Source organism: Vagococcus fessus (genome assembly GCF_003987565.1).
GTDB classification, from domain to species: domain Bacteria; phylum Bacillota; class Bacilli; order Lactobacillales; family Vagococcaceae; genus Vagococcus_D; species Vagococcus_D fessus.
Genome location: NZ_NGJY01000002.1, coordinates 104,175 through 122,862, shown reverse-complemented (window position 1 = coordinate 122,862; position 18,688 = coordinate 104,175). Strand labels below are relative to the sequence as shown.

18 protein-coding genes are annotated in these 18,688 nt (G+C 35.3%); 14 read left to right on the top strand and 4 right to left on the bottom strand.

The annotated features are described in order from the left end of the window. The first annotated feature begins 38 nt into the window (after positions 1 to 38). On the top strand, positions 39 to 893 hold the full coding sequence (locus CBF31_RS04950; RefSeq protein WP_126831287.1) for a MucBP domain-containing protein: 855 nt from the start codon (positions 39 to 41) through the stop codon (positions 891 to 893). 170 nt (positions 894 to 1,063) lie between these two features. Here the strand turns inward: CBF31_RS04950 and CBF31_RS04945 are convergent, their stop codons facing one another. Then, positions 1,064 to 2,287: a GNAT family N-acetyltransferase gene (locus CBF31_RS04945; protein ID WP_126831286.1), complete on the bottom strand. Its 1,224-nt coding sequence runs from the start codon at positions 2,285 to 2,287 to the stop codon at positions 1,064 to 1,066. 171 nt (positions 2,288 to 2,458) lie between these two features. On the opposite strand from CBF31_RS04945, the gene lepA reads away from it, so the two are divergent. The 9 genes from lepA (at position 2,459) to CBF31_RS04900 (ending at position 13,575) form a co-directional block, all read left to right on the top strand. Continuing rightward, positions 2,459 to 4,294 (top strand): translation elongation factor 4, encoded by a 1,836-nt coding sequence (lepA, locus tag CBF31_RS04940; RefSeq protein WP_126831285.1) that lies wholly within the window; start codon positions 2,459 to 2,461, stop codon positions 4,292 to 4,294. A 73-nt stretch (positions 4,295 to 4,367) separates the two neighbouring features. Continuing rightward, entirely contained in the window at positions 4,368 to 4,928 is a 561-nt protein-coding gene (locus CBF31_RS04935; protein ID WP_126831284.1) for a hypothetical protein, read from the top strand. Between the two features lie 88 nt (positions 4,929 to 5,016). Continuing rightward, complete coding sequence (locus CBF31_RS04930; protein WP_126831283.1) at positions 5,017 to 6,306, top strand: DUF4297 family anti-phage-associated protein; 1,290 nt, start codon at positions 5,017 to 5,019, stop codon at positions 6,304 to 6,306. Between the two features lie 19 nt (positions 6,307 to 6,325). Then, complete coding sequence (gene herA, locus CBF31_RS04925) at positions 6,326 to 8,056, top strand: anti-phage-associated helicase HerA (RefSeq protein ID WP_126831282.1); 1,731 nt, start codon at positions 6,326 to 6,328, stop codon at positions 8,054 to 8,056. 141 nt (positions 8,057 to 8,197) lie between these two features. Further along, the gene (locus CBF31_RS11285) at positions 8,198 to 8,275 is read left to right on the top strand and encodes a putative holin-like toxin (RefSeq protein ID WP_126831907.1); all 78 of its coding nucleotides are present in this window, start codon (positions 8,198 to 8,200) and stop codon (positions 8,273 to 8,275) included. Positions 8,276 to 8,851: 576 nt separating this feature from the next. Continuing rightward, positions 8,852 to 10,078, top strand: a complete 1,227-nt coding sequence (arcA, locus tag CBF31_RS04915) for an arginine deiminase (RefSeq protein WP_126831281.1) — start codon at positions 8,852 to 8,854, stop codon at positions 10,076 to 10,078. A 19-nt stretch (positions 10,079 to 10,097) separates the two neighbouring features. Continuing rightward, positions 10,098 to 11,117 (top strand): ornithine carbamoyltransferase, encoded by a 1,020-nt coding sequence (gene argF, locus CBF31_RS04910; protein WP_126831280.1) that lies wholly within the window; start codon positions 10,098 to 10,100, stop codon positions 11,115 to 11,117. Positions 11,118 to 11,147: 30 nt separating this feature from the next. Beyond that, on the top strand, positions 11,148 to 12,080 hold the full coding sequence (arcC, locus tag CBF31_RS04905; RefSeq protein ID WP_126831279.1) for a carbamate kinase: 933 nt from the start codon (positions 11,148 to 11,150) through the stop codon (positions 12,078 to 12,080). Positions 12,081 to 12,114: 34 nt separating this feature from the next. Beyond that, positions 12,115 to 13,575 carry a YfcC family protein gene (locus CBF31_RS04900; RefSeq protein WP_126831278.1) on the top strand — a complete coding sequence of 487 codons (1,461 nt, stop codon included), beginning with the start codon at positions 12,115 to 12,117 and terminating at the stop codon, positions 13,573 to 13,575. 94 nt (positions 13,576 to 13,669) lie between these two features. Here the strand turns inward: CBF31_RS04900 and CBF31_RS04895 are convergent, their stop codons facing one another. Beyond that, positions 13,670 to 14,056, bottom strand: a complete 387-nt coding sequence (locus tag CBF31_RS04895; protein ID WP_126831277.1) for a hypothetical protein — start codon at positions 14,054 to 14,056, stop codon at positions 13,670 to 13,672. Positions 14,057 to 14,289: 233 nt separating this feature from the next. Between CBF31_RS04895 and CBF31_RS04890 the strand changes: the two genes are divergently transcribed. Both CBF31_RS04890 and CBF31_RS04885 read left to right on the top strand, forming a co-directional pair. Next, a complete protein-coding gene (locus CBF31_RS04890) occupies positions 14,290 to 14,433 on the top strand; it encodes a putative holin-like toxin (protein WP_245977926.1) in 144 nt (47 codons plus the stop codon). Between the two features lie 304 nt (positions 14,434 to 14,737). Continuing rightward, positions 14,738 to 15,541 carry a histidine phosphatase family protein gene (locus CBF31_RS04885; protein WP_126831275.1) on the top strand — a complete coding sequence of 268 codons (804 nt, stop codon included), beginning with the start codon at positions 14,738 to 14,740 and terminating at the stop codon, positions 15,539 to 15,541. A gap of 149 nt (positions 15,542 to 15,690) precedes the next feature. Here CBF31_RS04885 and CBF31_RS04880 read toward each other — a convergent pair whose 3' ends face one another. Continuing rightward, positions 15,691 to 16,335: a YczE/YyaS/YitT family protein gene (locus CBF31_RS04880; protein WP_126831274.1), complete on the bottom strand. Its 645-nt coding sequence runs from the start codon at positions 16,333 to 16,335 to the stop codon at positions 15,691 to 15,693. Between the two features lie 79 nt (positions 16,336 to 16,414). Here CBF31_RS04880 and yeiL point away from each other — a divergent pair, with 79 nt between their 5' ends. Both yeiL and CBF31_RS04870 read left to right on the top strand, forming a co-directional pair. Then, complete coding sequence (gene yeiL, locus CBF31_RS04875) at positions 16,415 to 17,086, top strand: transcriptional regulator YeiL (RefSeq protein ID WP_126831273.1); 672 nt, start codon at positions 16,415 to 16,417, stop codon at positions 17,084 to 17,086. A 138-nt stretch (positions 17,087 to 17,224) separates the two neighbouring features. Further along, positions 17,225 to 17,899, top strand: a complete 675-nt coding sequence (locus CBF31_RS04870) for a helix-turn-helix domain-containing protein (protein ID WP_126831272.1) — start codon at positions 17,225 to 17,227, stop codon at positions 17,897 to 17,899. Between the two features lie 35 nt (positions 17,900 to 17,934). Here CBF31_RS04870 and CBF31_RS04865 read toward each other — a convergent pair whose 3' ends face one another. Then, the gene (locus CBF31_RS04865; RefSeq protein WP_126831271.1) at positions 17,935 to 18,669 is read right to left on the bottom strand and encodes an SDR family oxidoreductase; all 735 of its coding nucleotides are present in this window, start codon (positions 18,667 to 18,669) and stop codon (positions 17,935 to 17,937) included. Positions 18,670 to 18,688 lie beyond the last annotated feature (19 nt).

Genomic DNA, 18,688 nt, shown 5'->3' with positions numbered 1-18,688 from the left:
AAAAAGGAATAAGTTGTCATATAGGAGGGGTTTTGTTGATGAAAAAAGGCTCGATAAAAGGAATTGTTGGATTAATAGGTATTGTAGTAATAGGTGTCATGATTATAGGTATCGATTTATCTCAACCAATTCATTCAAATGCGCAAGAAAATCAGTTTGAGACTAAAAAAACAAGGCCCAGTATAAATCCTAATGCAACAACTGGAAAGTTAAAAATACGTTATCTATCTGTAAATAAAAAAGGCAAAGAACTAAAATCCAGTGTGACAACAACAAACGAAATTGGCAGCCCTTATCAAGCTAAAATAGAAAAAATAAAAGGATATGAGTTCGTAGGATTATCTGAAGGAAGTGCACCTTCAGCGGGATTTTATATAAATGGTACGCAAAAAGTAACATTTATGTACAAGGCGAAAGAAAAAACGGCATCTAAAAAAGGGAACTTGAAAGTTCGTTATGTAGATACTAACGGAGTGGATATCATTGCTCCGAGAGTAATAACAGAAAAATTAGGCACACATTATAAAGTTAGCAAAGTTAAGTTTAAAGGCTACACATATAAAGGCTTGTCGGGAAAAAGTGCTCCTGTAACAGGCAAGTATAAAGAAAATGAGCAAGAGGTATGTTTTGAATACCAACAGGACGCCTTCAATACGGTTTCGGAAAATGGATTAAGAAAATTAATTGTTCGTTATGTTGATATGAATGGTAACGTGATAAGAAAAGAAACAGAATCAACAGGAGAAATAGGTTCTTCCTATGAAGTAAAACAGATTCCTATCTATGGTTATAATTTTGTTCAATTAGCTGATTCTAGTGCACCAATAACAGGTCAGTATTCTAAAGAAACAACAATTGTAACGTATGTATATGATAAAAAAAGTGTAAAATAAAAAGGTAAGCCAATTCTAGTGGCTTACCTTTTTTTGTTATTTAAGTGTGTTTCCAACTACTCAGAGTTAATCAGCTTTCCTCACACTTTTTTTACAGCTTACTTACGGGCTTTTTCTGAATGATTTTCGGTGATTTCAACACTTAAATCAAAGCGTCAGTAAAAGCACCTTTAGAAATAGTCACTGAAGTAGGCGCTTTGGTTGGGGATGATGCGTTCTAGGGATCTTAGTGTTTTTCTATCGGTTGTGAGTCTGTCGATTTGTGACAGGTAGGTTGGGCGTTTGTAGCTCATTAGCATGGTTGCTAGGGTTTGGATGTCTAGTGTCACGGGTTGGCCGATGGCTTCGCGTGTGACGGTGACATTTTCGTCTTCGTCCCATGTTAGGGAGAAGGTTCCGTTATTCCATTCGGCTACTGGGTCTTCGATGACAAAGTGGAAAGGTTCCACGCTGCTGTCGAATGGGTAGTGGCTTAGGAAGTTTTCTACGTCTACGATACGTGCCATAAAGAACGGCGCTATGGTTTCTTTAATGTCACTGTCGTCAAATAGGAACGCAATTGGTTCATTTTTATAAGTCGATCCTTCGACGTGATTAATCATTGAGAAATGAGCTGAGATGAAGTTCCACAGGCCTTTTCTTGCTTCTTGGTTTAGGTAAATCATTTCTTTGATGTGGAAGACTTCTTCAGCGATCCAGTAGAAACAGAAACCAGTCGGACGGTCGTTTTCATCGTAATAGACGGCTGCGGTACGTTCGCCTTCGTTTTCCCAACGCCAGTATTCATCCCAGTTTAGGTCACTTCTGACCATGGCACCGTGAGTTTGTTTGGCGAATTCGTCGTAGACTTTAATCACATCAGGGTCATCAAAGGCTAAACGTTCAACTGAGCCAGGTGTTGCGGCTTGTTTTGGCAGTTGGCTGTCTTTGATTTTAAAGGTCATATGGTCAGACATGATTTCCCAGCCTTTACGACGGTAGTACGGAATATTGTAAGGGTACAGGTAAGAAATCCACTGTCCGCGTTCGCGCATATTCGTTAGGGCTAGTGTAATTAAATCTTTCATCAAGCCTAAGCTTGCATATTCGGGATAAGTTCCCACACCGGTCACGCCACCCATGTCGTAAATATTGCCGTGAATGTTGACTTGGCAAGGGTAGACAGCGATTTGTGACAGTAATTTATCATCTTCGTCAAACCAACCTAAAACATCGGCTGATTTTAAGACGGGGCGTTTTGCTTTAGTAATCTCGCTTTCGTCTTCGTAGCCACCTTCCTCAATATCTGAGTCTGTTACTTGGAACACGTAGCGTAATAATTCGTTAAATTGTTTTAAATGTTTTAGTTCAACGGGCTTGATCTCAAGCTTCTCCCGTATCTCTTCTCGATTCATGTTATAACCTCTCTCTAGTTGTTAGCTTCATTATACCAAATATTCTGAAATTCGGTCAAAAATGTGCTATTGTTAAGAAGAGTACGCTTTGACAAGCGAAAAGTCTTTTAATCCCTGCCCAAGCTTGCTATAATTAAGGGTGCTGAAGAAATAGAAAGTAGGAGTATATAGATGACGATAGAAGAGATGAAAAAACGCCAGGAAAAGATCCGTAACTTTTCGATTATCGCCCATATTGACCACGGAAAATCAACATTAGCTGACCGTATTTTACAACAAACGGAAACAGTATCAGACCGTGAAATGCAAAATCAATTACTAGATTCAATGGATCTAGAACGTGAGCGTGGGATTACAATCAAACTAAACGCGGTTGAATTAACATACACAGCTAAAGATGGAGAAGATTATATCTTCCATTTGATTGATACACCGGGACACGTGGATTTCACTTATGAAGTATCACGTAGTTTGGCTGCCTGTGAAGGAGCTATCTTGGTTGTCGATGCAGCCCAAGGGATTGAAGCCCAAACATTAGCTAACGTTTATTTAGCGTTAGATAATGACTTAGAGATTTTACCTGTTATTAATAAAATTGACTTACCTGCCGCTGATCCAGAGCGCGTACGTGGTGAGATTGAAGATGTAGTCGGTATTGATGCCAGTGAAGCAGTTCTTGCTAGTGCCAAAGCCGGTATCGGAATTGAAGAAATCTTAGAGCAAATCGTGGAATACGTACCAGCGCCAACAGGTGACTTAAACGCGCCACTTAAAGCCCTAATCTTTGACTCAGTTTACGATAGTTACCGTGGGGTTATCTTGAATGTCCGTGTGACGGATGGGATGGTTAAACCTGGTGACGAAATTATGCTGATGCAAAATGGTAAAAAGTTTGAAGTTATCGATGTTGGTATCTTCTCACCAAAACCAATTAGCCGTGATTTCTTAATGGTTGGGGATGTTGGTTATATTACTGCCGGTATCAAGACTGTTAAAGACACACAAGTTGGGGATACGATTACCCTAGCAAATAACCCAGCTGAAGAAGCTCTTGCTGGATACCGTAAGATGACACCGATGGTTTACTGTGGTCTTTACCCAATCGACACAGCCCGTTACAACGACTTACGTGAAGCATTAGAAAAATTACAATTAAACGATTCAGCTCTTGATTTTGAACCTGAAACATCACAAGCCTTAGGGTTTGGTTTCCGTTGTGGTTTCTTAGGATTACTACACATGGACGTGGTTCAAGAACGTCTTGAGCGTGAATTTAACTTAGAATTAATCACAACAGCACCGTCAGTTATCTATCATGTTAATCAAACAGACGGCACGCAAATCGTGGTGGATAATCCATCAGATTTCCCAGAGCCTGTGAAGATTGATTCAGTAGAAGAGCCTTACGTTAAAGCTTCTATCATGGTGCCAAACGAATACGTTGGGGCTGTTATGGAATTATCACAACGTAAACGTGGCGACTTCTTAACAATGGATTACTTAGATGATTACCGTGTAAACGTGGTCTATGAGTTACCATTATCAGAAATCGTATTTGACTTCTTTGATAAATTAAAATCAAGTACAAAAGGCTATGCCTCTCTTGATTATGAGATTATCGGATACAAAACAAGCCGCTTAGTGAAGATGGATATCTTATTAAATGGCGAAAACGTCGATGCGTTAAGCTTTATCGTTCACAGAGACTTTGCCTTTGAACGAGGGAAAGCCATCGTTGAGAAACTGAAAAAACTAATTCCTCGTCAACAATTTGAGGTGCCAATCCAAGCTGCCATCGGTCAAAAAATCGTGGCGCGTAGTGACATCAAAGCTTTACGTAAAAACGTATTGGCAAAATGTTACGGTGGCGATATTTCACGTAAACGTAAATTACTTGAGAAACAAAAAGATGGTAAAAAACGTATGAAACAAATCGGATCAGTAGAAGTCCCACAAGACGCCTTCATGGCCGTTCTGAAGATGGACGAAGACGAACCGAAGAAATAACAACAAAACCCATCCATTCTATATTTATAGAATGGATGGGTTTTGTTATAATAGTAATTAAAGGGGGAATAAAATGAAAAATTATTATTTTTATATTCTTAAACTGGAAACTGAAGTACATGAGGAATATAAATATTATGTAGGTAAAACTTACAAATTAGAGGATAGAATGACTAATCATTACAGAGGAAATAATAAGTCATCAGCTCGAATCCAAAAACCGAAATTAAATAAAAATAATAAAAATAATGGTGGTAAGCCACTTGTGGTAAAAGAAGTTATAGCCTTATATTTACTTGATACTTCTATATTGGAGGGTGTGAAGAATGATAGTGAGTTAGATTCAATTACTTCTATTGTAGAGAATAAAATAACGTATGATTTATTCTCATCAGGAGAATCAATAGTGAACGCACAAGAAAATCTTAGAAATATCGATTTTAAATATGAGAATGTACGGGGTGGATGTTTTCTGGATTACTGGATTGATTCTTCAGGAAAACCTATAGCAATCCCAAGTTGCAAAAAAAGAATGGATGAAGAGTATCTTGATAAGAGTGGTATAACGCTTGAGAAATTAATATTTTGCGGAGACAAAATGAAAGAGATAAATAACTCGTACTCTAATTTATAATTATTTAGGTGAAGCATTTAAGGGGTTTCATTTTCTGTGTAATTATTTTTATAGTTTTTCATAATAAATATCAATGAGGTGGTTACAAATGACAAATAGATCTGCAAAGGCGACAATAAAAGGATATCAATATCAATTTAATCTGAGTATATTAGAGATTCTTAAATTGAAAGCGCTAACTGATGAAGTTACTATTGAAGGAGTTGAAGATATTGATATAACAGAAGAGAGTGGTGAGTTAGAAGCGATACAAATTAAATATTATGAAGGAACTAAGTATTCACCATCAATAATTGCAAAGCCAATCAGATGGATGTTAAAAGATTTTTCTGAGAATTTTAACAAGGATAGAAGGTATAAAATTTATGGATATTATTCAAATTCTGATAAAATTTTTAATCAGGAGAGTGAAAAAATCTATGTAGACCTTGAAGACTTCAAGAATAAATTTCTTATATATACAAAAGACTCTAAAATTCCAGAAGATGAAAAAGTACCAGATGATGTTAAAATACCTGGAAAACCAGGATATTATAAAAGAAGTATTAAATATCATGAGGAGTCAGACATAAATTTGTCTGATCAGTATTTAGAAAAATTTATTAGTAGATTAGAGATTAATGTTAAGGCAAAAGAATTTAAAGAACTAGAAAACGATATAATAAAAGAATTTATCGAAATGTTCAGTTGTGACAAACATGAAGCTAAGATTTATTTTGAAAAAGCTAAAGCAATTATTTCAGAATTAGCTATTGGGGGAGACGGTAATAATAAGATAAGTAAAGAAGTATTTTTAGAATCTCTTAAAAATAATAAAAGAAAGTTATATAATATTTGGATGATTGATGAATTAAATATTAGGCAATATGAAAAAAAAGTAAAACATAATCTTAATTTAACACAGATGAATTTGTCCCCTAATGAAAGGTTTTTTATAATTGAAATAGATAAATTAATTACCAATGTTGAGATAAAGGTATTGTTACAAGAGATTTCTAAAAAATTATCGGTTATTCCAAATGGTAAAAGAAAATTAGAATCATTTTGTCCATACTTTTTTTTACGAGGAATTTCGAATGAGCGGTTGGCTGTAATAAAAAAACTATTTGATCAAGACGGTGAAAATTTGATTGACGGGTATAAATATAAAGATAGCGATTTTGATACAGAATTTATAAAAAGAAGGCCTAGCGTAGAACATCCAATTAAGTATAAGTTTTGTAATAGTATTATGGATTTAGATTCTACGATTAACTCGCTAGAAAAAACCAGAGAAATTTTTGAATTTTATTATACAGATAGTTTAGATAAAAAATATAACCATAGACATGAATTAATTAGGATTAATTCAACTAATGACATAAGAAAGTTAATTTAAATAAGGAGGCAGGTAAGTTATGAGTGAACAGATGTATGCAGAAGTTATTGCTGTATTTCCAGATAAGGTAAAAATATCCGTTGATAACCTAGAAGATTATCAACGAGGGGTGGAGAATTTAAAAATTGGTTCTTATTTAAAAATAGTAGGAAATGATGAGTCTATTGGGATTATAACAATTATTGAAAATTTTATAATAGAAGCTGTTGATGAAGATAGTGATAATTTTAGAAAACATATAATAGAGGCTAGGCCATTAGGTGTAATTAATGGTAATGAATTTGTCAGGGGAGGAGATTCCATTGCATTACCACCAAAAGGTGCTATTCCTGCAACAAAAGAAGATATTAATAAAATATATTGTGACTCAGTAGAAGAAGATAAGAGATTTATATTTTCAAAACTTTCAAGTAATAAAAAAATTGAAGTACCAGTTGATGGTGATAAGTTTTTTAATAAACATATTGCTATAGTGGGATCTACTGGTTCGGGAAAATCACATTCGGTAGCTAGTATATTACAGAAGGCTACGACTGAAAAAAATAAAAAATATGATGGTATAAATAATTCTCATATAATGATTTTTGATATTCATTCTGAGTATCGAACAGCTTTTCCAAAAGCAAATTATTTAGATATAGAAAATCTTTTATTACCATATTGGTTGTTGAATAGTGAGGAATTACAAGAGTTATTTTTAGATACTGAAGGTAATGATCATAGACAAAGAAGTGTATTTAAAGATAGTGTTGTAAAAAATAAAATATATAATGCTGACAGTAAAAAGAAAGATAAAATTCATTTTGATTCAGTTATTAAATTTGATATAAACGAAACTCTTCAATATATAAAATATAAAAATATTGAAAAAAAGGATAAAAGTAATAATATCTTATGGAAGAAAGAAGATGGAGATGAGTTTATTTTAACTGATGATAATATTAATTTACTATTTGAAAAAGGGTTAATACCCGCTGGAACTTCTAAATCAGGTTTAAATGGGGAGTTAGGAAATTTCATTGATAGGTTGGAAAATAAAATTAATGACAAACGTTTAGATTTTATTTTTGGAGAAAAAGCAAAAAACGTAGGACTTAGTGATGTACTAGAACAATTACTTAGTTACGGGAAGGTTAAATCAAATGTTACAATATTAGATTTAAGTGGAATACCATTTGAGGTACTTAGCATAACTGTTTCATTAATATCTAGGTTAATGTTTGATTATGGATATTTATACAAACAATTAAAAGCCAGAGACGAACCCGATAAGGTTGTCAGTACTGATACTCCTTTATTATTAGTCTATGAAGAAGCCCATAAGTATATACCTAGAAGTGGCTTGTCTAAGTATCGTTCGTCTAAAGAATCTATTGAAAGGATTGCTAAAGAGGGACGTAAATATGGGGTTTCATTGCTTTTAGCAAGTCAAAGACCATCAGAAATATCAGAAACTATATTTTCACAATGTAATAACTTCTTAGCTTTAAGACTAACTAATCCAAATGATCAGAATTATGTTAAAAGGTTATTACCTGATACTCTAGGAAGTTTAGCTGATAAAATGTCAGCATTAAGAGCTGGGGAGGCTTTATTGGCAGGAGAGGCTGTTGTTATGCCTTCAATTGTACAAATAGATAGATGTAGTCCAGAACCTTCTTCTACCGATATAAATTACTTTGAGTTGTGGAAGCAGGAGTGGAAAGATGTAAATATAGAAAATATTAAGGAAATTTGGGAAAATAAATAATGGAGATTAATATGACTTGCATGATTTCTTTTTTTATAATGAATTGTAATTGATTAGGGTGTAAAAATCGAAATAAAAGAGGTTAACCCAATGAATGTATACTAATTAAATTATTATAAAATAGAAAATAGGTTATAATTCATGGTGTCATTTGGAAGTTTTGTACTTCTGCTTGTCACCACGATTGTAACACTTATAAAAAAAGACGAAAAAAAATAACCCTCATAATCTTTCACCGGATTAGGGTTACTTTTTAAAATTAAGAAGTCGCCATCATTCTGGCTTTACGACTAGAGAATCATGTTGACGTATGGTTCTCTTTTCAATTTGGATTATACGCTTAGTTTTAGGATTTCGCAATACTTTAATTAACTACCATTAAGGAAAATAGTCCTTGACTATTTTGATAAACTGTTTGTATAATCACCATAGATAGAAATAAATCAAAATAAAAAAGGCACTCACCAGTCGGACGGGAATCCTTCTGATGAGCCTTGAATTAGACAGTAGTGCTGACTAATCAAGTTGCCATAGTTTATGCTACCACCATCTCTAAGAATTGTAAATATACTCGTGACTTTTTATAAAGTTTTTTTGAGATATTCTTAGGGATGCCGTGTACTTTATTTAACTATGTCAAAGAGGTTGGACGATACTGTCCAACCTCTTTTTTTGTGCGTTTAATCGCATAAGCAAGTCGGATTTATTTCTATCATTGTTGTTGAATTCAACTGTCTGTCCTTTTGTCGCGTGTCCGATACCTTGTATGTAAACAAGAATAGAGGAGGAAGTTTTATGACAAAACCGATTAATGTATTTTCGGAGATTGGTAAATTGAAAGCGGTTTTATTGCACCGTCCAGGGAGAGAGTTAGAGAACTTAATGCCGGATTATTTGGATGACCTTTTATTTGATGATATTCCTTATTTACCAAATGCCCAAGCAGAGCATGATGCTTTTGCACAGTTGTTAAGAGATAAAGGAGTAGAAGTACTATACCTTGAAGAGTTAGCAGCAGAAGCGATTTCAGAACCAGAAGTCAGGAAACAATTTATCGCAGATTATTTAGAGGAAGCCAATATCAAAGGAACAGGTTTGAAGGAACTCATCTCTGATAAATTAACAGCGATGGATGATAACCGTGAGTTGATTGATTTAACAATGGCTGGGATTGCGAAAGCAGAATTAGGTGAGTTAGAGCATAGTAGTTTAACTGACATGATTGAATCAGATTATCCGTTTGCTATAGATCCAATGCCTAATCTGTATTTTACAAGAGACCCATTTGCTACTCTTGGAACGGGTGTTTCTATTAATAAAATGTACTCAGTTACTCGACGAAGAGAAACGTTATATGCCAAATATATATTTGAGAATCATCCTCGTTTTAAAGATGGTGACATTCCAATGTTATATGACCGTAATGACACAACTCGTATTGAGGGCGGAGATGAATTAGTCCTTTCTAAAGATTTATTAGCACTAGGCATTTCTCAACGAACAGATGTGGCATCAATTGAAAAATTAGCTAAAAATATCTTTGCTAAAAAGATTGGGTTCAAACGCTTGCTTGCTTTTGATATTGGAAGCAAACGTAAATTTATGCATTTAGATACTGTGTTTACAATGCTTGATTATGATAAGTTTTCAATTCATCCAGAAATCGAAGGGGATTTAACAGTCTACTCTATTTCTGAAAATGAAGACGGTAAAATTGAGATTGTAGAAGAACATGACAATCTTGAAGCGATTTTAAATAAATACTTAGAAATCGACAATGTAAAACTGATTCGTTGCGGTGGCAATGATAAGATTGCGGCAGCAAGGGAACAGTGGAACGATGGGTCGAATACTTTAGCGATTGCTCCTGGTGAAGTAGTGGTCTATGACCGTAATACGATTACTAATAAAGCATTAGAAGAAGCTGGCGTGAAATTAAATTATATCGCAGGTAGTGAACTAGTTCGTGGCCGTGGTGGTCCTCGTTGTATGAGTATGCCATTAATCAGAGAAGACATCTAACATAAAAGGAGAGACTAACATGACAAGTATTTTTCAAGGACGCAGTATCTTATCAGAACAAGAATTAACACAAGAGGAATTGATGTATTTAATTGATTTTTCAATCCATTTAAAGATATTGAAAAAAGCAGGCATCACTCACCGTTATTTAGAAGGAAAAAATATAGCTTTATTATTTGAAAAAAATTCAACTCGAACACGAGCAGCGTTTACTACAGCGGCTGTTGATTTGGGAGCTTCACCAGAATTTTTAGGTAAAAATGATATTCAATTAGGTAAAAAGGAATCAGTAGAAGATACAGCAAAAGTTTTGGGAAGTATGTTTGATGGGATTGAATTCCGTGGGTTTAGTCAAGACGTAGTAGAAGGGCTAGCTAAGTTTTCAGGTGTCCCAGTATGGAATGGATTGACGGACGACTGGCATCCGACACAAATGATTGCCGACTTTATGACAATCAAAGAAGAGTTCGGCTATTTAAAAGGATTGAAATTAGTTTACGTTGGGGATGGTCGTAATAATGTAGCAAACAGTTTACTCGTAACATCCGCTATTTTAGGAGTAGATGTGACAATTTGTGCACCAGAATCATTACTCCCAGAAGCTAACATTTTAGCAATTGCACAAGAAAAAGCGAAAGTATCAGGGAGTACAATCTGTGTCACAAGTGATGTTGAGGAAGGTGTATCAGGCGCTAATGTGTTATATACCGATGTTTGGGTGTCGATGGGTGAGGAAGATAAATTTGAAGAACGTGTGTCGTTATTAAAACCTTATCAAATTAATCAAGACATGATTGCTAAGACAGGTCAAAGTGAAAAAGACTTGATTATTTTACACTGTTTACCTGCGTTTCATGATACGGAAACAGAGTATGGCAAAATGGTCTTCGAAAAATTTGGTGTGAAAGAGATGGAAATTACAGACGAAGCATTTAGAAGTCCATATGGTAGACAGTTTGAAGAAGCTGAAAACAGAATGCATTCAATTAAGGCAATTATGGCAGCTACATTAGGCTATTTATTTATTCCAAAAGTATAACCCACTATCCCAAGATGAGGAGGAAAAGTCATGACAAAAACAATTGTAATGGCACTAGGTGGGAATGCGATTTTGAGTGATGATCCCACAGCAGAGGCACAACAAGAGGCATTAAGAAAAACGGTGGCACATATTATTCCATTGATTAAAAAAGACTTTAGGTTAGTCATTACACATGGTAATGGTCCACAAGTAGGCAACTTATTATTACAACAAGCAGCGGGGGATAGCGAGAGTAATCCAGCTTTACCCCTAGATACTTGTGTGGCAATGACTCAAGGGAGTATCGGATATTGGTTAGAGCAAGCACTACGAAATGAATTAATGAAACACGATATAAAAAATGAAGTCGCAACGCTTGTTACCCAAGTTGTGGTGGATGAACATGATAAAGCGTTTTGTACGCCAACTAAACCAATCGGTCCTTTTTATACAAAAGAAGAAGCTGATGGGTTGAGTGCTCAAGAAGAAAGTCACTATGTTGAGGATGCAGGACGTGGTTGGCGTAAAGTTGTTGCCAGTCCGAAACCAATGGATATTGTGGGACATAGTGTGATTAGTCAGCTACTTCATCATGATGTGATTGTTATTGCGGGTGGTGGCGGTGGTGTTCCTGTTAATCATTATCCATTAAGAGGACTAGAAGCAGTGATTGATAAAGATTTTGCTTCAGAAAAGTTAGCAGAACTAATAGAGGCAGATATTTTTATTGTCCTAACAGGTGTGGCAAATGTAGCGATTGGTTATGGAACAGACAACCAAAAAGAGCTTGAAACAGTGACTATTAAAGAGCTTGAAAACTATAAAAAAGCAGGTGAATTTGCACCAGGTAGTATGTTGCCTAAAGTTGAAGCGGTGATTGATTTTGTTACCTCTGGACCTGATAAAAAAGCCATGATTACCTCACTTGAAAAGTTAGCTGATTTTACAGTTGATGGTGTTGGAACAACGGTGATTCCTTAGACTTAGCCAAACTATATGGCAGAAAGGAAGGGCTATGACAAAAGAGAAGAAGAAAAAAGAGAAAAAGGCACTATCGTCATTTAGTATCCTTTTTATAATTATTTTTGTACTGGCGATTATTACGTGGATTGTAGCAGGTAATACCTTCACACCAACCGTACCACCTGGAGGAACTGAGACAGTGGATCATGTGATCGCAGCCAAACTGTCTGATGTGATTATGTCACCTTTTAATGGATTTAAAGATGCGATAGATATTTGTGTCTTTATTTTAGTATTAGGTGGATTCTTAAATATTGTAACAGCGACAGGTGCACTTGAAGCTGGGATACAAAATGTTGTAAAAAAATTAAAAGGAAATGAACTGGTTATCATTCCGATTTTGATGGTGCTATTTTCTATTGGTGGCTCAACTTACGGAATGGCAGAAGAAACAATACCTTTTTATATCCTTATTACAGCAACACTAGTGGCATCAGGTTTTGATACGATTGTAGCAGTAGGAACGATATTACTTGGAACGAGCTCTGGGATTATTGGCTCAACCGTTAATCCATTTTCAACAGGTGTCGCAATGGATGCCTTAAAAGGAATTGGGGTTGAGGTAAATACAGGACTAATCCTATTACTCGGAACAGTGATTTGGGCAACAACGACATTATTTAGTATTCTTTATCTAATGCGTTATGCTAAAAAAGTTAAAGAAGATAAGGGCTCCACTATTTTGTCACTTCAAGAACAAGAAGTGATGGCTAAGGAATTTGGAGAAGCTGCGAAAGAGGAAGTTATCTTTACTAAAAAACATAAGATGGTACTTAGCATCTTCGCGGTGTGTTTCTTAGTTATGATTATGTCACTTATACCTTGGAGTACATTTGGATTTACTGTATTTGAAGGGTGGACATCAGTTATTACAGGTCAAAATTTTGGTGACTGGTACTTTGGTGATTTATCGATGTGGTTCTTTGTAATGGGGATTATCATTGCGTTAGTAGGTGGATTCTCTGAAAAAGAAATCATCGATATTTTCTTAGACGGTGCTAAAGATTTAATCTCTGTAGTTATGATTATCGTTGTGGCAAGAGGGGCATCTGTTTTAATGTCACAAACACATCTTGATTTATACATTTTAGACAAAGCGGCAGGTGGTTTATCAAACTTGTCACCAATCTTATTTGTTATTATGTCATACTTGTTGTATCTAGGATTGAGTTTCTTAATTCCTTCAACATCTGGTTTAGCGTATGTATCAATTCCTGTAATGGGAGGGTTAGCTCATAATATTGGGTTAAGCCCAGATGTGATGGTTATGATTTTCGTATCAGGTTGTGGGTTAATCAATATTATTACACCAACTTCAGGAGTGGTAATGGGTGGATTAGAAGCAGCTAAAGTAAATTATTCAACATGGGTTAAGTTTATCGTAAAACCAATGGTTATGATTTCATTAATGAATTTAGTTGTATTGGTTATTTCGATGTTACTTGTAACCTAAGATAAATATTGTCTGTACTCCTTATGAACTAAAAAAGAGGTGCTTCTAGTAAAACTAGAGGCACCTCTTTTAGTAGTTGTATAGGTAGTTCATTTTATTTATCATAGTTCAACGTTTTTTTATGAGCTATTCTAAGATAAATAAAACTAAAGTAAGTTAGCATAATAGCTAAAGTGATTATAGTAGATTGAATAAAGTAAAAGTTCCCAAAGCTTGTAGTAACAATCGCTAGTGCGATAAGTAGAGCGATGATGATGAGTGTTTTCAAATGTTTTACAGTATAGTTGGCAGGTAGCATAATAATGCTAAGAAGCAGTAGAATGCCAATACTGATAGTGATACTCCAAATCTGAACAGAAAAGTCAGCGTCAAAGAAGCCCGTTCCCATACCCATTATAACGTTTAAAAAAGCCATAAAGGCAATAAAGATAAAGGATAATTTAAAAATAGCTGTTCCGAAAAGTGTCATAGTGTTGTGCATTATAATCCCTCCTTATTATGAGTATAAAGAAAATAGTGTAATTAAACTATTGAGAGAATACAAGCTTAAAAAATACTTGAGTTGTATGTGGAGTTAAATATTTTTTTTACAAATAAGCTCAAAATAAAGTAAATAAAATCTCTCATGTTCGCTTTTATATCCAATCTAATAAGACTACAATGAGCGAGTAAAGAAGTTGTGATGGTGGCTATCTGGAAGTGGAGGTGGTGCTTATGAAAGTAAGTATCAAAATCTATGAAAGGAGAGGCCTTTTGTCTGTTGCGAGTTGCTTACAATTGATGTTGGCATTTGGAAGTTTTGTACTTCTACTTGTCACTACGATTGTAGGGCTCATTAAAAAAGACGAAAAAAAATAACCCTCATAATCTTTCACAGGATTAGGGTTACTTTTTAAATTAAGAAGTTGCCATCATTCTGGCTTTACGACTAGAGAATCATGTTGACGCATGGTTCTCTTTTCAATTTGGATTATACGCTTAGTTTTAGTATTTCGCAATAGGTAAGTTTCTATGGTGTCAACAAAGATAACGCTTTCATTTTAGTTATAGTATGTTATACTTTAATTGGCAATTCACCACTATTTTTGAGTCACGTTTACACTAGTCAACTGTTGAAAAGATTCATATGTATTTTCTTTTATAAAATGGAAGAGGGGTTTATATGAAAAAAGTTAAAAAAATTGGGTTAGTGGTATCGGTAGTAGCAATGAGTGTGATGGCTTTAACAGCTTGCGGGAAAGCGGAAGACAAACCTGCTGAAAAAGCGAAAGGGTCAGAACCTGTGACGATTTATTTAACACGACATGGTGAGACTTTGTTTAATTTAACATCAAAAGTCCAAGGGTGGTCTGATACACCTCTGACTGAAAAAGGTGAGGAAGTAGCGGATGCTTTAGGTAAAGGCTTGAAAGCAGAAAAAATAACATTCGACTCAGCTTACTCTAGTGACTTGAAACGAGCTTACGATACAGCGTCGCACGTCTTAGCAAACACAGGTCAAAAAGACCTAAAAGTAACCTATGATGAGGGGCTAAGAGAAGCTTCTTATGGTTCGTTTGAGGGCGATAGAATCGCAGAATCAAGTGTTAAACTAGCTGAAAAGAATGGCTATAAAGATGGCGAAGAGTTTGAAGCGAAAACAGGTAAAATGTATTGGAATGAATTAGCAAATACCTATAAAGAATTAGATGAAATAGGAATTGCAGAAGATTCTGACATGATTATTGACCGCATGACAAAAACGCTTGAAAAAATCGGTAAAACTGAAAGTGAAGCTGGCAATAAAAATGTACTTGTTGTTAGTCATGGTATGGCAATTAACGTGATGCTATCAAGTTTGTCAGATAAATACGAAGGCAAACCACTTAAAAATGTAAGTGTGACAAAAATTGTCTATGACGATGGCAAGCTAACAGTCGAAACAATCGGTGATAATCATTACTTTGAAGAAGGCTTAAAGCTGTAATAACGAAATGATAAAATATAACGTGTAACGGTGATGAAAAATGGTATAAAGGGAATTGTCAGGTTAAACTTAATTAAAAGTAAAAAACTTATAAATTATAAATAAAACGCAAAAGATCATGTAGGAGTTAACATGACCTTTTGCGTTTTTTATTTTACGTTAGACAATTTGAGCTCTCGATATTTTTCGTATTGAGATTTGGTGACACTAATCGTCAAGCTAAGGAGAATTAAGCTGATGATCGTTCCTTCTCTGACATAGATCTCTGATTGCATCACTAGAGAGAGGCAAAGGGAAGCGACAACTGAGAAGATATCTACGCTGTAACGGACTTTTGAAAAGGGAATCGCTCGGCGTTCAGATATAATCTGACAGACACTTTCAATGGGGAAAGCCAAAACTTTTAGGTTTAAAACCATCCCTGTACCAAAGCCACCGATAAGTGAGGCGATGATAAAAAGTAGCAGTCTAGTCGGGTAGTTTGTAAGTGTGATAGATCCTAAGAGTTGATAAGTGAAAAAGTTAATAACTATCCCTAAGCTAAAGACTGACAAAGCTTGTATCAGATAGGTTTTAAGCAACTTTCCTTTCGTTAAAATAATGTAGAGGATGAGGAACAAGCTGTTAACGAGTGCGGTAATAGTACCGATTTTTAGAGAGAAGAGTTCCGCTAGGCTCAGATTCATAGCATTTAGGCTACTCACTCCAATCGTAGCGATAATCGTTAAGCTAATGCCAAATCCTGTTAATGTATAAAAGAGTAAAGAGAGCAGTAATGTGTTTAGTTTTTTCATGTAAGCACCGTCCTTTCACTTGTAATTTACCGCAGTTAGCTTGATAATAATATGAGATATCTCACATTAGGAGGTTAAGATGAAAAAAATAGTGTTAAGTCAAGATGATAAACAGCCGAGAGTGTTGCAATCGGTCCGTCAGATAACCTCTTTACCTTTAGAAAAAATAGCTCATTTAGAACAGTTTGAAAAAGGAGAAACGATTATTGCGTTTAATAGTCAAACCGAGATTCTTTACGTCTTACTTGAAGGAACCGCAAAGATTTATTTTATTCATGAAGATGGCAAGCGGTCGATTATTCATTTTGTTAAGCCTGGCGAAATGATTGGTGAGCTAGGCTTATTTGGTACAGAAGATTATACGAAAGATGTCATCGCCCAGACGAGCTGCATCTGTTTGGCGATTTCTCTTAGTACTCATAAAGAGGCGTTATTAAATGACGTAACTTTCTTACAAGAAATGAACAAATATTTAGTTGAAAAGTTATTGAATAGAACGGAACGGTTTAGTGAAGGGTTAAATTACCCATTAGTAAATCGATTAGCAGCGTTTATTTTATATACAGAGCATGAGGGGATTTATCATGAAAAGCATACAGAGGTGGCAGAGTATTTGAATGTCAGTTACCGTCATTTATTGTATACCTTTGAGCAGCTACAAGAGGCTGGCTATATCAAAAAAGAGAAGCCGACTTATCGGATTATAGACCGACAAGCTTTGGAATCTTTAGCAAAGGATATTCACTCTTAAACCTTGATATAAAGCCAATGCCACAGATTGTGTCACGCGATTTTATAGACTTTTCTTAGTGGTTTCCTTTATGATAGAGAGACGCGCGTTACTTTTGAAAAGAGGTATCCGATAATACGATTCAGGGAGGAAGTTAAAATGTCAGTGATTAATAAACGTATCAGTTCGGCACGAAAAGCGAGTAACATGACGCAGCAAGAGTTGGCAGATAAATTGAATGTGTCACGTTCGACCATTTCAAACTGGGAGGTAGGACGAAATTATCCTGACCTTGATATGATTGTGGAATTAAGCGATATTTTTAATCTTTCCCTAGATTCGTTATTAAGGGAGGATACAGAGATGATTCAAGAAGTAAGTAAGGAGCAACGAAATGGCAAGAAACGAAAATGGTGGATTGCAGGGTTAACAAGTGCGCTGATTATCAGCTTCGTTATTTTAGGAATGGTATTAAAAGAGTCCACTAATTTCTTTCATTATTTCTCACCAGTCAAGATGGTGATGGTTAATAAGGAGGAGAATGAATTGGACTGGCACACGGCTACTTTTTATAAGGAGAAATTTATAGGACATTCTACAGGGGAAGATTACTTTGTGTTCAATAGTATCTTTTATGATCAGGAGATAATCAATGACTCTGATGAAGCTAGCCCGTTAAGCGTGAAAATTAGTGACTATGAAACTGGAAAAGTGGTGGCTGAGTTTGATTTGAAGCCAGCTGAAAGCCGTTCTTTAAAACAACTCAAACGCCAAGTGAAATATAAGTTGGAATTAAGAGGACGAGAGTCACAACTGATGGTTAATATAATATAAAAAGGAGAACAGCATATACGCTGTTCTCCTTTTTTCTAACCTTCTTGTTTTGTTGCTGAGATATCAATTTCGCGAATCGTTACGTTTTGTGGCATATCATAAATGAATTTAACAGTCTGAGCAACGTGAATAGGGTCTAGTGTGATACCACCCATTGTTTGTTTCCAACTATTATAATCTGAAAGAGCCTGTTGATCAGTAGTGTGAGATAACAGTTCTGTTTCAGCTGCTCCTGGAGCTACTAATGAGACGCGGACATTATGAGCTGCAACTTCTTGTCGTACTGTTTCTGTTGCGCCGTGGACACCAAATTTTGAAGCCACGTAAGCAGCGTGGTTTGTAAAGGCTTTGAAACCTGCGATTGAAGACATATTAATGATAGTTCCCTGGTTATTTTGTTTCATTGCTTCTAATACAATGCTCATCCCGTTTAAAACGCCTAGAACATTAGTTGTTAACATGGTTTCCCATTCTTTAGGAGATTGAGTCTCTAAGTTACCTAATAGCATAACACCTGCATTGTTTACAAGTAAATCAGTCGGCCCATAAATTTCTTCTGCAGCTTGAACAGCTTCTTTAAATTGGTTTAAATCTGTCACATCAACTTTTTTAGTCATAACGTTTTTAAAATCTAAGGGTAAGGCTTCTATTTTATCGATACGACGCCCAAGTAAGAGCATTGGAAAGCCTGCTTGGTTAAATAATTTGGCGATTTCTGCCCCAAAGCCAGAACTAGCTCCTGTAATAACGATTAGTGGTTTTGTAGTCATTGTTGTTCCTCTTTTCTCT

Excerpts from the sequence above, each read along its gene's own strand:
- arcC (WP_126831279.1), top strand. The coding sequence starts at position 11,148 with ATGACAAAAACAATTGTAATGGCACTAGGTGGGAATGCGATTTTGAGT.
- CBF31_RS04885 (WP_126831275.1), top strand. The coding sequence starts at position 14,738 with ATGAAAAAAGTTAAAAAAATTGGGTTAGTGGTATCGGTAGTAGCAATG.
- CBF31_RS04950 (WP_126831287.1), top strand. The coding sequence starts at position 39 with ATGAAAAAAGGCTCGATAAAAGGAATTGTTGGATTAATAGGTATTGTA.
- yeiL (WP_126831273.1), top strand. The coding sequence starts at position 16,415 with ATGAAAAAAATAGTGTTAAGTCAAGATGATAAACAGCCGAGAGTGTTG.
- CBF31_RS04930 (WP_126831283.1), top strand. The coding sequence starts at position 5,017 with ATGACAAATAGATCTGCAAAGGCGACAATAAAAGGATATCAATATCAA.
- CBF31_RS04945 (WP_126831286.1), bottom strand. The coding sequence starts at position 2,287 with ATGAATCGAGAAGAGATACGGGAGAAGCTTGAGATCAAGCCCGTTGAA.
- herA (WP_126831282.1), top strand. The coding sequence starts at position 6,326 with ATGAGTGAACAGATGTATGCAGAAGTTATTGCTGTATTTCCAGATAAG.
- CBF31_RS04880 (WP_126831274.1), bottom strand. The coding sequence starts at position 16,335 with ATGAAAAAACTAAACACATTACTGCTCTCTTTACTCTTTTATACATTA.
- CBF31_RS04865 (WP_126831271.1), bottom strand. The coding sequence starts at position 18,669 with ATGACTACAAAACCACTAATCGTTATTACAGGAGCTAGTTCTGGCTTT.
- arcA (WP_126831281.1), top strand. The coding sequence starts at position 8,852 with ATGACAAAACCGATTAATGTATTTTCGGAGATTGGTAAATTGAAAGCG.
- CBF31_RS04900 (WP_126831278.1), top strand. The coding sequence starts at position 12,115 with ATGACAAAAGAGAAGAAGAAAAAAGAGAAAAAGGCACTATCGTCATTT.
- CBF31_RS04895 (WP_126831277.1), bottom strand. The coding sequence starts at position 14,056 with ATGCACAACACTATGACACTTTTCGGAACAGCTATTTTTAAATTATCC.
- CBF31_RS04935 (WP_126831284.1), top strand. The coding sequence starts at position 4,368 with ATGAAAAATTATTATTTTTATATTCTTAAACTGGAAACTGAAGTACAT.
- CBF31_RS11285 (WP_126831907.1), top strand. The coding sequence starts at position 8,198 with ATGGTGTCATTTGGAAGTTTTGTACTTCTGCTTGTCACCACGATTGTA.
- argF (WP_126831280.1), top strand. The coding sequence starts at position 10,098 with ATGACAAGTATTTTTCAAGGACGCAGTATCTTATCAGAACAAGAATTA.
- CBF31_RS04890 (WP_245977926.1), top strand. The coding sequence starts at position 14,290 with ATGAAAGTAAGTATCAAAATCTATGAAAGGAGAGGCCTTTTGTCTGTT.
- lepA (WP_126831285.1), top strand. The coding sequence starts at position 2,459 with ATGACGATAGAAGAGATGAAAAAACGCCAGGAAAAGATCCGTAACTTT.
- CBF31_RS04870 (WP_126831272.1), top strand. The coding sequence starts at position 17,225 with ATGTCAGTGATTAATAAACGTATCAGTTCGGCACGAAAAGCGAGTAAC.